The sequence below is a fragment of the Denitratisoma sp. DHT3 genome (genome assembly GCF_007833355.1).
Classification (GTDB): Bacteria; Pseudomonadota; Gammaproteobacteria; order Burkholderiales; family Rhodocyclaceae; genus Denitratisoma.
Window position 1 is genome coordinate 3,017,989 of sequence record NZ_CP020914.1, and the last position, 11,753, is coordinate 3,029,741.

Annotated in this window: 13 protein-coding genes, 2 tRNA genes and 1 rRNA gene; 13 read left to right on the forward strand and 3 right to left on the reverse strand. The window is 60.0% G+C overall.

Annotated features, from left to right (window positions below):
- The first annotated feature begins 94 nt into the window (after positions 1-94).
- From B9N43_RS13935 to coq7, 3 genes are read left to right on the forward strand one after another with little or no spacing between them, the layout of a single operon-like run.
- Positions 95-628: an RNA pyrophosphohydrolase gene (locus B9N43_RS13935; protein WP_145842795.1), complete on the forward strand. Its 534-nt coding sequence runs from the start codon at positions 95-97 to the stop codon at positions 626-628.
- Positions 625-1,137 (forward strand): CNP1-like family protein, encoded by a 513-nt coding sequence (locus tag B9N43_RS13940; RefSeq protein WP_222428745.1) that lies wholly within the window; start codon positions 625-627, stop codon positions 1,135-1,137. The genes B9N43_RS13935 and B9N43_RS13940 overlap by 4 nt, the downstream gene beginning before the upstream one ends.
- Positions 1,138-1,182: 45 nt before the next feature.
- The gene (coq7, locus tag B9N43_RS13945; RefSeq protein ID WP_145842796.1) at positions 1,183-1,803 is read left to right on the forward strand and encodes a 2-polyprenyl-3-methyl-6-methoxy-1,4-benzoquinone monooxygenase; all 621 of its coding nucleotides are present in this window, start codon (positions 1,183-1,185) and stop codon (positions 1,801-1,803) included.
- Here the strand turns inward: coq7 and B9N43_RS13950 are convergent.
- Entirely contained in the window at positions 1,794-2,213 is a 420-nt protein-coding gene (locus B9N43_RS13950; RefSeq protein ID WP_145842797.1) for an OsmC family protein, read from the reverse strand. The two genes, coq7 and B9N43_RS13950, sit on opposite strands and share 10 nt — an antisense overlap.
- A gap of 182 nt (positions 2,214-2,395) precedes the next feature.
- On the opposite strand from B9N43_RS13950, the gene rplM reads away from it, so the two are divergent.
- The 6 genes from rplM (at position 2,396) to erpA (ending at position 5,635) form a co-directional block, all read left to right on the forward strand.
- Positions 2,396-2,824 (forward strand): 50S ribosomal protein L13, encoded by a 429-nt coding sequence (gene rplM, locus B9N43_RS13955; RefSeq protein ID WP_145842798.1) that lies wholly within the window; start codon positions 2,396-2,398, stop codon positions 2,822-2,824.
- Between the two features lie 11 nt (positions 2,825-2,835).
- Positions 2,836-3,228 (forward strand): 30S ribosomal protein S9, encoded by a 393-nt coding sequence (rpsI, locus tag B9N43_RS13960; protein WP_145842799.1) that lies wholly within the window; start codon positions 2,836-2,838, stop codon positions 3,226-3,228.
- A gap of 99 nt (positions 3,229-3,327) precedes the next feature.
- The gene (gene argC, locus B9N43_RS13965; protein ID WP_145842800.1) at positions 3,328-4,356 is read left to right on the forward strand and encodes an N-acetyl-gamma-glutamyl-phosphate reductase; all 1,029 of its coding nucleotides are present in this window, start codon (positions 3,328-3,330) and stop codon (positions 4,354-4,356) included.
- Positions 4,320-4,778, forward strand: coding sequence for a hypothetical protein (locus tag B9N43_RS13970; RefSeq protein WP_145842801.1), 459 nt, complete (start codon positions 4,320-4,322; stop codon positions 4,776-4,778). The genes argC and B9N43_RS13970 overlap by 37 nt, the downstream gene beginning before the upstream one ends.
- A gap of 50 nt (positions 4,779-4,828) precedes the next feature.
- Positions 4,829-5,230, forward strand: coding sequence for a polymer-forming cytoskeletal protein (locus tag B9N43_RS13975; RefSeq protein WP_145842802.1), 402 nt, complete (start codon positions 4,829-4,831; stop codon positions 5,228-5,230).
- Between the two features lie 54 nt (positions 5,231-5,284).
- Positions 5,285-5,635 (forward strand): iron-sulfur cluster insertion protein ErpA, encoded by a 351-nt coding sequence (gene erpA / locus B9N43_RS13980; protein ID WP_145842803.1) that lies wholly within the window; start codon positions 5,285-5,287, stop codon positions 5,633-5,635.
- Between the two features lie 42 nt (positions 5,636-5,677).
- On the opposite strand, the gene B9N43_RS13985 is transcribed toward erpA, so the two are convergent.
- Both B9N43_RS13985 and B9N43_RS13990 read right to left on the reverse strand, forming a co-directional pair.
- Positions 5,678-6,778, reverse strand: a complete 1,101-nt coding sequence (locus B9N43_RS13985; protein WP_145842805.1) for an anhydro-N-acetylmuramic acid kinase — start codon at positions 6,776-6,778, stop codon at positions 5,678-5,680.
- Positions 6,771-8,102 carry a M23 family metallopeptidase gene (locus tag B9N43_RS13990; RefSeq protein WP_145842806.1) on the reverse strand — a complete coding sequence of 444 codons (1,332 nt, stop codon included), beginning with the start codon at positions 8,100-8,102 and terminating at the stop codon, positions 6,771-6,773. The genes B9N43_RS13985 and B9N43_RS13990 overlap by 8 nt, the downstream gene beginning before the upstream one ends.
- Positions 8,103-8,183: 81 nt before the next feature.
- Between B9N43_RS13990 and tyrS the strand changes: the two genes are divergently transcribed.
- The 4 genes from tyrS to B9N43_RS14010 all read left to right on the forward strand — a co-directional run bounded on the left by tyrS (position 8,184) and on the right by B9N43_RS14010 (position 11,558).
- Entirely contained in the window at positions 8,184-9,371 is a 1,188-nt protein-coding gene (gene tyrS / locus B9N43_RS13995; protein WP_145842807.1) for a tyrosine--tRNA ligase, read from the forward strand.
- 424 nt (positions 9,372-9,795) lie between these two features.
- Positions 9,796-11,335, forward strand: a 16S ribosomal RNA gene (locus B9N43_RS14000).
- Between the two features lie 59 nt (positions 11,336-11,394).
- A tRNA-Ile gene (locus tag B9N43_RS14005) sits at positions 11,395-11,471 on the forward strand.
- Positions 11,472-11,482: 11 nt separating this feature from the next.
- Positions 11,483-11,558 (forward strand) — tRNA-Ala (locus B9N43_RS14010).
- Positions 11,559-11,753 lie beyond the last annotated feature (195 nt).

Genomic DNA, 11,753 nt, shown 5'->3' on the forward strand with positions numbered 1-11,753 from the left:
GAAAAAACGCCGATTTTACCGCCGCCGTCAAGCTTTCCAGTGCCCGGCAATTGTGGAACAATTTGCGGCAGTCAAATATTGAGAAGGTTGCATCATGCTCGATCGGGAAGGTTATCGCCCGAACGTCGGCATCGTTTTGGTCAATAGCCATAATCAGGTCTTCTGGGGCAAACGGATACGCGAGCATTCCTGGCAATTCCCGCAGGGCGGGATCAAGAAGGGCGAAACGCCCGAGCAGGCCATGTATCGCGAGCTCCACGAAGAGGTGGGCTTGATGCCGGAACATGTCAAGATTCTGGGGCGGACCCGGGATTGGCTGCGTTACGACGTGCCGAAACACTGGGTGCGGCGCGAGTGGCGCACCACTTATCGCGGTCAGAAGCAGATCTGGTATCTGCTGCGCCTGGTGGGGCGGGATTCCGACGTTTCCCTGCGGGCGACCGAGCATCCCGAGTTCGACGCCTGGCGGTGGAACGACTACTGGATTCCCCTGGATTCGGTGATCGAGTTCAAACGCACCGTATATGAGCAGGCATTGACCGAACTGGCGCGCCATCTTTTCCTGCATCCCGCCGACCGTCGTCCGATGTGGCGGTCGTCCTCCGCTGAGGATGGGGCTTGTCCGTGATCCGGACATGCCTGCGTTTCCTGGTGCTGGCGCCGCTGATCTGCGTCGGGCAGGTGGCATGGGCCGAGGCGGATGACTGGGACGAACCGGCATGGGCGGAAGCGCAGACGGAACTGCCGGCCTTTCCCCGCCCGGAAAATCTGATCGAGTTCTATGTCGGGCCCTTGGCCAAGAACCGTTTCTATGTGGACGGTTCTACCATCCGTGTCGGCGAGGACGGCGTGGTGCGCTACGTGCTGGTGATCCGGACGCCATCCGGCGCCAGCAACGTGACTTACGAGGGTATCCGCTGCGAGACGCGGGAGGTGAAGCTCTATGCCCTGGGCGGCGCCGACGGGCAGTGGAGCAAAGCGCGCAATCCCGCCTGGAAGCCGATCGAAAACAAGATGCTCAATGCGCACCATGCGGCCTTGAATCGTGATTATTTCTGTCCTATAGGCCAAATAATCACGAATGGAAACGAAGCGGCGGATGCCCTGCGCAAAAGCAGTCATCTGCTTGCGCCGTGAGCGCCCGAAGGCGCGTCCGACGGGAAACTCGAATGGGGGTTCGCCATGCTGGATCGTCTGATCATCGAATTTGACAAGGCGCTGCGGACGTTGTGGGCCTCCGCGCCGACCGTGCGGTCCATGCCCGGCGAGAGCCTGCCGGAGGCGGACATGAGCGATGCCGAGCGGCGCCATGCCGCCGCGTTGATGCGTATCAACCATTGCGGGGAAATCTGTGCCCAGGCCCTGTACCAGGGGCAGGCATTGACTTCCCGGAATCCTTCCACCCGGCAGACCATGGAGCGGGCCGCCTTCGAAGAAACCGAGCATCTCAACTGGACCGAGCGGCGAATTGGCGAACTAGGGGGGCGTAAAAGCCTGCTCAACCCACTCTGGTATGCCGGCTCGTTGGGTGTCGGCGTCGCCGCCGGTCTGTTGGGCGACGACTGGAATCTGGGGTTTTTGGCTGAAACCGAACGCCAGGTGGAACGCCACCTGGACGTCCATCTGGCGAGCCTGCCGCCCCAGGACCGTCGTTCCTGGGAGGTTCTGGAGCAGATGAAGGTCGATGAGATCAAGCACGCCGAAACGGCGGTCCGTTTCGGCGCCCGGGAACTGCCCTTGCCGGTGAAGTTCGCGATGAAACTGTCGTCGAAAGTGATGACGACCACCGCGTATTACGTCTGATCGACGATTTCCCAACTGTGGCTGATGGCCGCGGTCTTGCCCAGCATGATGGAGGCCGAGCAGTACTTCTCCGCGGAGAGCTTCACCGCCCGATCGACGGCTTCAGGTTTGAGATTCCTGCCCGTCACCACGAAATGCATGTTGATCCGGGTGAATACCTTGGGGTCGGTATCCGCACGTTCGGCGGATAGTTTCACTTCGCAGCCCTTGATGTCGTGGCGCCCGCGCTGCAGGATCATGACGATGTCGAACGCGGTACAGCCGCCGGTGCCCGCCAACAGCAGTTCCATCGGCCGCGGCGCCAGGTTGCGCCCGCCGGCTTCCGGTGCGCCGTCCATCGCCACCAAGTGGCCGCTGCCGGTCTCGGCGATAAAACTCATCCCATCGTGCCAGCGCACTGTGCATTCCATGCCGTGTTCCTCGGTGATTCGGTAGGCCGAATATTGTAGCGGGCCGTCGCCGATGGCGGACGGAAGGGGCGGCTTGGCCGGTCGACAACTAGGTTTGACACTGTTGTCGACTGTGACATACAATGCGCGGCTTTTCCGCCGTCCAGCCCGGTCACGGGCGTTTGAAATCAGAGGAATTCCTCATGAAAACCTTTTCCGCCAAGCCGCACGAGGTCAAAAGGGACTGGTTCGTCGTTGACGCGACGGACAAGGTCCTGGGCCGGCTGGCTGCCGAGATCGCCCGCCGTCTGCGCGGCAAGCACAAAACCGAGTACACGCCTCATGTCGACACGGGGGACTACATCGTGGTCGTCAATGTGGACAAGCTGCGCGTGACCGGCACCAAGGCCGAAGACAAGAAGTACTTCCGCCACTCCGGCTTTCCCGGTGGCATTTACGAAACCAATTTCAACAAGCTGCAACAGCGTTTTCCCGCCCGCGTGCTGGAAAAGGCCGTCAAGGGTATGCTGCCCAAGGGTCCCCTTGGCTACGCAATGCTGAAGAAGATGAAGTGCTACGCGGGCACCGCGCATCCTCATACTGCTCAGCAACCCAAGGCGCTTGAGATCTAAGGACATATATCATGGCCACGAATTACAACTACGGGACCGGTCGCCGCAAGACTGCGGTTGCGCGCGTGTTCATCAAGCCGGGCACCGGCAAGATCGTTGTGAACGACAAGCCCGTCGATGAGTTCTTCTCTCGCGAAACCGGACGCATGGTCGTTCGTCAGCCGCTGGAGCTGGTGCAGCACACCAACACCTTCGACATCATGGTGAATGTCACCGGTGGCGGCGAGTCCGGCCAGGCAGGCGCTGTCCGCCATGGCATCACCCGCGCGCTGATCGAATATGACGCATCCTTGAAACCCGCATTGTCCAATGCCGGTTTTGTGACTCGCGATGCCCGCGAAGTCGAGCGGAAGAAGGTCGGCTTCCACAAGGCGCGTCGCCGCAAGCAGTTCTCCAAGCGCTAAGCGCGCGGTTTGCTGCTCAGACAAAGCCGCCCGCGGGCGGCTTTGTCATTTGTACCGGCCGTACGCTACCATTGGCGGCAATTGTTTACCGGAGGCCAAATGATCAAGGTTGGAGTCGTAGGGGGGACGGGGTACACCGGAGTGGAGTTGCTGCGTCTGCTGGCGCAGCACCCCGATGTCGAGTTGACGGCGATTACCTCGCGGGGCGAGGCGGGCACTGCGGTGGCGGATATGTTTCCCAGCTTGCGTGGACATGTGAGTCTTAAGTTCACCGACCCGGCCAGTTCCCCCCTCGCCGATTGCGATCTGGTGTTTTTCGCCACGCCCAATGGCGTCGCCATGCAGCAGGCGGCGGACTTGTTGGCCGCCGGCGTGCGGGTGATCGATCTGGCGGCGGACTTTCGCATCAAGGACGTGGCCGAATGGGAGAAGTGGTACTCGATGACGCACGCCAGCCCGGCGTTGGTGGCGGAGGCGGTGTATGGCTTGCCAGAGGTCAATCGAGAGCGGATACGGAGCGCCCGCCTGGTGGCGAACCCCGGCTGCTACCCGACTGCGACCCAGTTGGGTTTCATTCCCCTGATCGAGGCCGGTTGCGTGGATGCCGCAACCTTGATCGCCGACGTCAAGTCGGGTGTCTCCGGCGCCGGGCGCAAGGCGGAAACCCATATTCTGTTTTCGGAGGCGGCCGACAATTTCAAGGCTTACGGCGTGGCCGGCCATCGGCATCTGCCCGAGATCCGGCAGGGATTGAGCGCAATTCACGGGCAGCCGGTGGGACTGACCTTCGTTCCCCATCTGACGCCGCTGATCCGAGGAATCCATGCCACGCTCTATGCGCGCATTACCCAGGAGATGGATTTTCAGGCGCTCTTCGAGCGGCGCTACGGCGGCGAACCTTTTGTCGATGTACTGGCACCCAAGTCCCATCCGGAAACCCGCTCCGTCCGGGCTTCCAACATTTGTCGCATCGCCCTGCATCGCCCCCAGGGGGGGGATGTGCTGGTGGTGTTGTCGGTCATCGACAATTTGGTGAAGGGAGCGGCTGGGCAGGCGGTGCAAAACATGAATCTCATGTTTGGACTCGATGAATGCGCCGGACTCGCGCAAATTCCGGTCTTGCCCTGAAATTGCGCCGCCTGCGCGGGCGGCTGGGGGTCGCCGCGCCGCGCGTCGCGGTGCGGACCCACCATCCGTGGTACTGGCGGGCAGTCTGGGTCGTCTTGCTGCTGGGGGGCGTGCTGATCCTGGTCATCGGCGCATACGATATGGGGAGTCGGCACGCTGGCTACGATCGGTGGGCGACCAATGAGGAACTGACCGTACTACGCGCTGAAACAGCGCAACAGAAGGCGGAACTGGACCGGCTGCGGCGGGAATTTGGCGCCAATGACGGCAATGCGCAAATGGCGCGGGCGACACAAGATCGTCTCATCCAGCAGGTCAAGGATTTGGAGTCCGAGAATAATCATCTGCGCGAGGACTTGGCCGTATTCGAAAGTCTTGCCAAAGAGCGCGCACGCGCAACCTCGATCGGCGGGCGTCGCTAGAATCCTTACCCTGCGGTCTGTTTATCTCAGCAATCGAAGAAGGGGGTGTGATGTTTTCCAAGAAACCCGGGTCGGCCCATGGCCGGATCGATAGCCTGATTGGCGCTGGAACGAAAATAGAAGGCAACGTCCAATTTTCGGGCGGCTTGCGGATCGATGGCGAGGTTGTCGGCGACGTCATTGCCGTCGGCGATCAGCCCAGCACGCTGGTGGTCAGTGAACATGCCCGGATCGAAGGCGAAATCCGGGTGTTCCATTTGGTGGTCAATGGTACCGTTGTCGGTCCCATTCATTGCAGCGATTTCCTGGAACTTCAGTCGCAGGCGAGAGTCACAGGCGATGTGGAATATGGCGCGATCGAGATGCGGCTGGGGGCCGTCGTGCAGGGTCGGTTCGTGCATCAGAGCGGTTCGGCCAAGGCTGTGGATCTCAAGTTGGCCAGTGCCAATTGACCCTCCACCTGGATTGCACCGATAATTCGCCACCCCAACCCCTAGGAGAACGATATGAACGCACCAACAGAGATGCCAGGTCCCTTCGTTTTCACCGACAGCGCGGTGAGCAAGGTCAAGGAACTGATCGCCGAGGAAGGCAATCCTGACCTCAAGTTGCGAGTGTTCGTGACGGGTGGCGGTTGTTCCGGGTTCCAATATGGTTTTACCTTCGACGAAGTCGCCAACGACGACGATACGTCGATGATCAAAGACGGCGTCACGTTGTTGATCGACCCGATGAGCTATCAGTATCTCGTCGGTGCGGAAATCGACTACACCGAAGGCCTCGAGGGTTCGCAGTTCGTGATCAAGAACCCGAATGCCAACAGCACCTGCGGCTGCGGCTCGTCCTTCTCCGCTTGATCTTGCCGTGGAGGAGGTGCGTGCCCCTCCTCCCCCTTCCGCCTAGGCGGGAAAGTAGGCGCCCAGGATTCTCGCTGAGCAGGCGCCGGTGACTTGCGGAAGATTGCCCGGCCGGCCGAGTACGTGTTGCCGCGCCAGCCAGGCAAAGGCGACCGCTTCGACCCAGTCCGCGGGAACCCCCAGCAGGTCGGTGAGGCCGACGGTAATGTCGGGGAGCGCGTCCCGAAGGGCTTCCATCAATCCTGCGTTCCTGGCACCGCCGCCGCAGACATAAAGCGCCTCGACCGGCCCGCACCAGCGCCGGAGCGCGCCTGCCGCGCTTTCCGCCGTCAGCTGCACGAGGGTGCGTTGCACGTCGGCGGGTGTTTCCGGACCCGTCAACAAGTCCTCGAGCCAATGCAGGCCGAACTGTTCGCGCCCGCAGCTTTTCGGCGGTAGGCGAGCGAGAAAGGGATGCGCCAGCATCCGGTTCCTCAATTCGGGAATCAATTTCCCGGTGCGTCCCCAATCGCCATTTGCGTCGTAGGGTACGCCGAGGTGGCGTTCCGCCCAGGCATCGAGCAGCATGTTTCCCGGTCCGCAATCAAAGCCGGTCGTCTCATCGCGAGGCGGCAGGTTCGTGATGTTGGCGATGCCGCCGATGTTCAGGATCGCCCGGTGGTGCTGCGTATCGCGAAACACGGTCGAATGGAAGGCCGGCACCAGAGGCGCTCCCTGACCGCCTGCCGCGATATCGCGGCTGCGGAAGTCGGCGACCACGGCGATACCGGTGAGTTCGGCCAGCAGCGATGGATTGTTCAACTGCAGGGTATAGGCCTGCTCAGGGCAATGGCGCAGGGTTTGGCCATGGCAGCCTTGAGCGACCACCTGGGCCGGCTGGCAGCTTGCTTCCGTCAGTAGGGCGTCAACGGCCTGTGCATGGAGATGCGCCAATTGGTTGGCGAGCAGGGCCGCACGGTGCAATTCGTCCGTGCCACTCACATGCAAGCTCAGCGCCTCCATGCGAACGGCCTCTGGGTAAGGCGTGTAATGGGTCGCCAGGGTCGTCGGCGACGTGCCTTCGGTAAATCGCACCAGCGCGGCGTCGATGCCGTCCAAGCTGGTGCCGGACATGAGGCCGATGTAGAGGTCCGGTTTAGTCAAGTGCGGTAAGGTCGAATTCGCGGATCTTGTTGATGCGAGTCAATTCAAGAGCGGCCACCTGTCGGAACTTGGCCAGTTGTTGCGGCGCCAGCGGCGGTGCTCCGGGAAGGGCCACCGTCAAGGGGTTCTTGTGGCTTCCGTCGACGCGGAACTCGTAGTGGAGGTGGGGGCCGCTGGCCAAGCCGGTTGCGCCGGTATAGGCGATCACTTCGCCCTGAGCGACGCGCCGCCCCGCCTTCAGTCCGGCGGCGAAGCCCGAGAGGTGACCATAGAGTGTCGAATAGCGCGTCTGATGCTTCAGGATCACCACCTTGCCGTAACCGCCCTGGTTGCCGGCAAACGCGACGACGCCATCGGCGGTGGCTCTGACCCGGGTTCCCGGTGGGGCCGCGTAGTCGACGCCCTTGTGGGCTCGCCACCTCTGCAGGACAGGATGGAAGCGAGAGGCGGTGAAACCGGAGGTTACTCGCGAAAATTCAAGCGGCGAGCGCAAAAACGCTTTGCGCAAGCTGCGGCCATCCGGCGAGTAGTAACCTCCGCTCCCCTGAGCGTCGCCGAACCAGATGGCGCTGAACTGCTTGCCGGCATTGGTGAATTCGGCGGCGAGAATGCGCCCCATACGGATCGGCTTTCCCGCAGCGCTGATGGACTCATAGACCACGGAAAAGCGGTCGCCGCGCCGCAAATCCCGGTGAAAATCGATATCACCGCTGAAGATGTCCGCCAATTGGGTCGCCACGCTGTCGGGAATGTCTGCGGCGTCGGTGGCGCCGAACAAGGAGCTTTGGATGGTCGCGGACTTCATCACGACTTGAGTGTCCACGGCGACCGACTTTTGCGTGAAGGTAAAGGTATTGCCCTGGCGCTGTACAAAAAGGGCCAGCCCCTGATTGCTGTTCAAGGGAAAGACTAGGGATTGCAACAGGCCGTCGCGGTCGATGCGTGCCGTAACCGTTTTTCCCGGCGCGATCTGGCGAAACAGCACGTCGGCACCGGGCAGCACCGAGAGCGCCGATACGGTTGCCGGGCCGTCCATCCCCAGGCGCGAGAACAGGCTCGCCGCGGTATCGCCGCGCCGAATCTGTTCTTCCCGCACGAACTCGGCGTCGAGGGCAGGATTTTCAGGCGCCGCACCGAATTTCAGTTCCTCGACGTAATCCTTCTGGGCGACATGCGTGAGCACGGTGTCGGGGGCGGTGCCGAACGCGGCAACCATACCGAAAATCATTGTGGAGGCCACCCCGATGGACGCCCAGAAACGCGCTGGCCGGGTTTCGCGGTAGTGAAGTAGATCGGCTAAAATCGCCCGCTTTTCCTGATTCATCTGGCAGTCGGACCGGCAAAAAATTCGCCGCAGTGTAACAAAAAGCCGCCGACCGTCGTCAAATTCGGATCCCTTACGACGATGAGCGACATCGAGTCCCAACTGGCACTGATCAAGCGTGGTGCCGATGAACTGCTGATAGAGACCGACCTGCGGGAGCGGTTGAAGTCGGGGCGGCCCTTGCGGATCAAGGCCGGATTCGATCCGACGGCGCCCGACCTGCACCTTGGGCATACGGTGCTCATCAATAAGCTGCGCCACTTCCAGGACCTCGGCCATCAAATCCTGTTCCTGATCGGCGATTTCACGGCGATGATCGGAGACCCGACCGGCAAGAACGCGACGCGTCCGCCTTTGTCCAAAGAACAGATCATCGAGAACGCCAAGACCTACCAGGAGCAGGTTTTCAAGATTCTTGATCCGGCCAGAACCGAAATCTGCTTCAATTCCGGCTGGTTCGAGCCGTTGGGCTCCGCTGGGATGATCAGGCTGGCAGCGCTGCATACGGTGGCACGAATGCTGGAACGCGACGATTTTGCCAAGCGCTATGCAGCCAATCAGCCCATCGCCATCCATGAGTTCCTCTACCCTCTGTGCCAGGGTTACGACTCGGTGGCCCTGAAGGCTGATGTCGAGCTCGGCGGCACCGACCAGAAATTCAACCTGCTGATAGGCCGGGAGCTGCAGCGGCATTACGGCCAAGCGTCTCAGTGCGTGCTGATGATGCCTTTGCTGGAAGGGCTCGATGGCGTCAACAAGATGTCCAAATCCCTGGGCAACTATATCGGGATCGCCGAGCCGGCCAAGGAAATATTCGGCAAGGTCATGTCGGTATCCGATGAGTTGATGTGGCGCTACTACGAGTTGCTTTCCTTCCGTAGCGACCAGGAGGTGCGGCAGTTCAAGCGGGATGTCGCTGCCGGCCGCAATCCCCGCGACATCAAGGTGCTGCTGGCCCAGGAAATCGTGGAACGGTTCCATTCCCGCAAGGCGGCGGAAGACGCTTTGGCCGACTTCGAAGCACGGTTTCAGCGTGGGGCGGTTCCCGACGAAATGCCCGAACTGTCCTTGCCCTCCGCTCCGATCGCACAGGTCTTGAAGCAAGCTGGATTGGTTGCGAGCACTTCCGAGGCGCTGCGGATGATCGATGCGGGTGGCGTTCGCGCCAACGGCGAGAAGGTTGCCGACAAGTCCCTGGTCTTGAGTTCGGGAGATGTGCTGGTGCTGCAAGTCGGCAAGCGCAAGTTTGCCCGTGTAACCATCGTGTGAATCCGGATTTGGGAACCGGATTTCCGTCGATTCGAAATTTTTTGTGAAGGGAGTTGACGGGGAGGAGGTGGTCCGTATAATGCGCACCTCTTCGACGCGCAACGCAGCGAGAAGGCGGCAAAAAGTTGGTTAATTTGCAGAGCTGGAGCGGCGTTGCGGGGTAGGCGAAGTTTGCTGAAGTTTGAGCGTGTTCTTTAAAAAGTTGGACAATCGATAGGTGTAGGTGCTTGCGAGGCTGAGGAGTCTTGGCGGGTGGATATCCGAGATCGAAGGGTATTCATGCGGTGCAGAGGGAGACCGAGGTACTGCGGCGGAAGCCACGCTGGATTTCAAGCGAATGAAAAAAGTAGCAAGCACTTACACGAAGAAGAAAGGTTTAACGAAAGTTGAGCCTGTGAATTTCGTTGAGTGAGTTAAAGAGATTGAACTGAAGAGTTTGATCCTGGCTCAGATTGAACGCTGGCGGAATGCTTTACACATGCAAGTCGAACGGCAGCACGGGTGCTTGCACCTGGTGGCGAGTGGCGAACGGGTGAGTAATACATCGGAACGTGCCCAGTAGAGGGGGATAACCGTCCGAAAGGATGGCTAATACCGCATACGCCCTGAGGGGGAAAGCGGGGGACCGCAAGGCCTCGCGTTATTGGAGCGGCCGATGTCGGATTAGCTAGTTGGTGGGGTAAAGGCCTACCAAGGCGACGATCCGTAGCTGGTCTGAGAGGATGATCAGCCACACTGGGACTGAGACACGGCCCAGACTCCTACGGGAGGCAGCAGTGGGGAATTTTGGACAATGGGGGCAACCCTGATCCAGCCATTCCGCGTGAGTGAAGAAGGCCTTCGGGTTGTAAAGCTCTTTCGGCAGGAACGAAAAGGTGGTCACTAATACTGGCTACTGATGACGGTACCTGAAGAAGAAGCACCGGCTAACTACGTGCCAGCAGCCGCGGTAATACGTAGGGTGCGAGCGTTAATCGGAATTACTGGGCGTAAAGCGTGCGCAGGCGGTTTTGTAAGACAGCTGTGAAATCCCCGGGCTTAACCTGGGAACTGCGGTTGTGACTGCAAGACTGGAGTGTGGCAGAGGGGGGTGGAATTCCACGTGTAGCAGTGAAATGCGTAGAGATGTGGAGGAACACCGATGGCGAAGGCAGCCCCCTGGGTTAACACTGACGCTCATGCACGAAAGCGTGGGGAGCAAACAGGATTAGATACCCTGGTAGTCCACGCCCTAAACGATGCCAACTAGGTGTTGGGGAAGGAGACTTCCTTAGTACCGTAGCTAACGCGTGAAGTTGGCCGCCTGGGGAGTACGGTCGCAAGATTAAAACTCAAAGGAATTGACGGGGACCCGCACAAGCGGTGGATGATGTGGATTAATTCGATGCAACGCGAAAAACCTTACCTACCCTTGACATGCCAGGGATCCTGATGAGAGTTGGGAGTGCCCGAAAGGGAGCCTGGACACAGGTGCTGCATGGCTGTCGTCAGCTCGTGTCGTGAGATGTTGGGTTAAGTCCCGCAACGAGCGCAACCCTTGTCATTAGTTGCCATCATTCAGTTGGGCACTCTAATGAGACTGCCGGTGACAAACCGGAGGAAGGTGGGGATGACGTCAAGTCCTCATGGCCCTTATGGGTAGGGCTTCACACGTCATACAATGGTCGGTACAGAGGGTTGCCAAGCCGCGAGGTGGAGCCAATCCCAGAAAGCCGATCGTAGTCCGGATTGGAGTCTGCAACTCGACTCCATGAAGTCGGAATCGCTAGTAATCGCGGATCAGCATGTCGCGGTGAATACGTTCCCGGGTCTTGTACACACCGCCCGTCACACCATGGGAGTGGGTTTCACCAGAAGTAGGTAGTCTAACCGCAAGGAGGGCGCTTACCACGGTGGGGTTCATGACTGGGGTGAAGTCGTAACAAGGTAGCCGTATCGGAAGGTGCGGCTGGATCACCTCCTTTCTAGAGCAAAGGCTTGGCGAGCACCTACAGCCTATCGGTTGTTCAGCGGTACAGACAGTGGGTCTGTAGCTCAGCTGGTTAGAGCACCGTCTTGATAAGGCGGGGGTCGTTGGTTCGAACCCAACCAGACCCACCACCGGAAATAGAGGGGGCATAGCTCAGCTGGGAGAGCACCTGCTTTGCAAGCAGGGGGTCGTCGGTTCGATCCCGTCTGCCTCCACCATGAATTGAAGGGCTATCTGAGCGCGGCATGTGGGTCGTGGCGTGTTGAGATAGCGACTCAAAGAGTGGCGGGCCGATAGTAGAAGTGAATCGGTTGTCTGATCTTTAACAAAATGGAGAAGTAAAGTCATACGAAGATCCAGGAATGGATCGGCGTATGGGTTGTGTGATTGCATTCTCTCCATACCTGGCTTTG

Excerpts from the sequence above, each read along its gene's own strand:
- B9N43_RS13935 (WP_145842795.1), top strand. The coding sequence starts at position 95 with ATGCTCGATCGGGAAGGTTATCGCCCGAACGTCGGCATCGTTTTGGTC.
- coq7 (WP_145842796.1), top strand. The coding sequence starts at position 1,183 with ATGCTGGATCGTCTGATCATCGAATTTGACAAGGCGCTGCGGACGTTG.
- B9N43_RS13950 (WP_145842797.1), bottom strand. The coding sequence starts at position 2,213 with ATGGAATGCACAGTGCGCTGGCACGATGGGATGAGTTTTATCGCCGAG.
- rplM (WP_145842798.1), top strand. The coding sequence starts at position 2,396 with ATGAAAACCTTTTCCGCCAAGCCGCACGAGGTCAAAAGGGACTGGTTC.
- rpsI (WP_145842799.1), top strand. The coding sequence starts at position 2,836 with ATGGCCACGAATTACAACTACGGGACCGGTCGCCGCAAGACTGCGGTT.
- argC (WP_145842800.1), top strand. The coding sequence starts at position 3,328 with ATGATCAAGGTTGGAGTCGTAGGGGGGACGGGGTACACCGGAGTGGAG.
- B9N43_RS13970 (WP_145842801.1), top strand. The coding sequence starts at position 4,320 with ATGCGCCGGACTCGCGCAAATTCCGGTCTTGCCCTGAAATTGCGCCGC.
- B9N43_RS13975 (WP_145842802.1), top strand. The coding sequence starts at position 4,829 with ATGTTTTCCAAGAAACCCGGGTCGGCCCATGGCCGGATCGATAGCCTG.
- erpA (WP_145842803.1), top strand. The coding sequence starts at position 5,285 with ATGAACGCACCAACAGAGATGCCAGGTCCCTTCGTTTTCACCGACAGC.
- B9N43_RS13990 (WP_145842806.1), bottom strand. The coding sequence starts at position 8,102 with ATGAATCAGGAAAAGCGGGCGATTTTAGCCGATCTACTTCACTACCGC.
- tyrS (WP_145842807.1), top strand. The coding sequence starts at position 8,184 with ATGAGCGACATCGAGTCCCAACTGGCACTGATCAAGCGTGGTGCCGAT.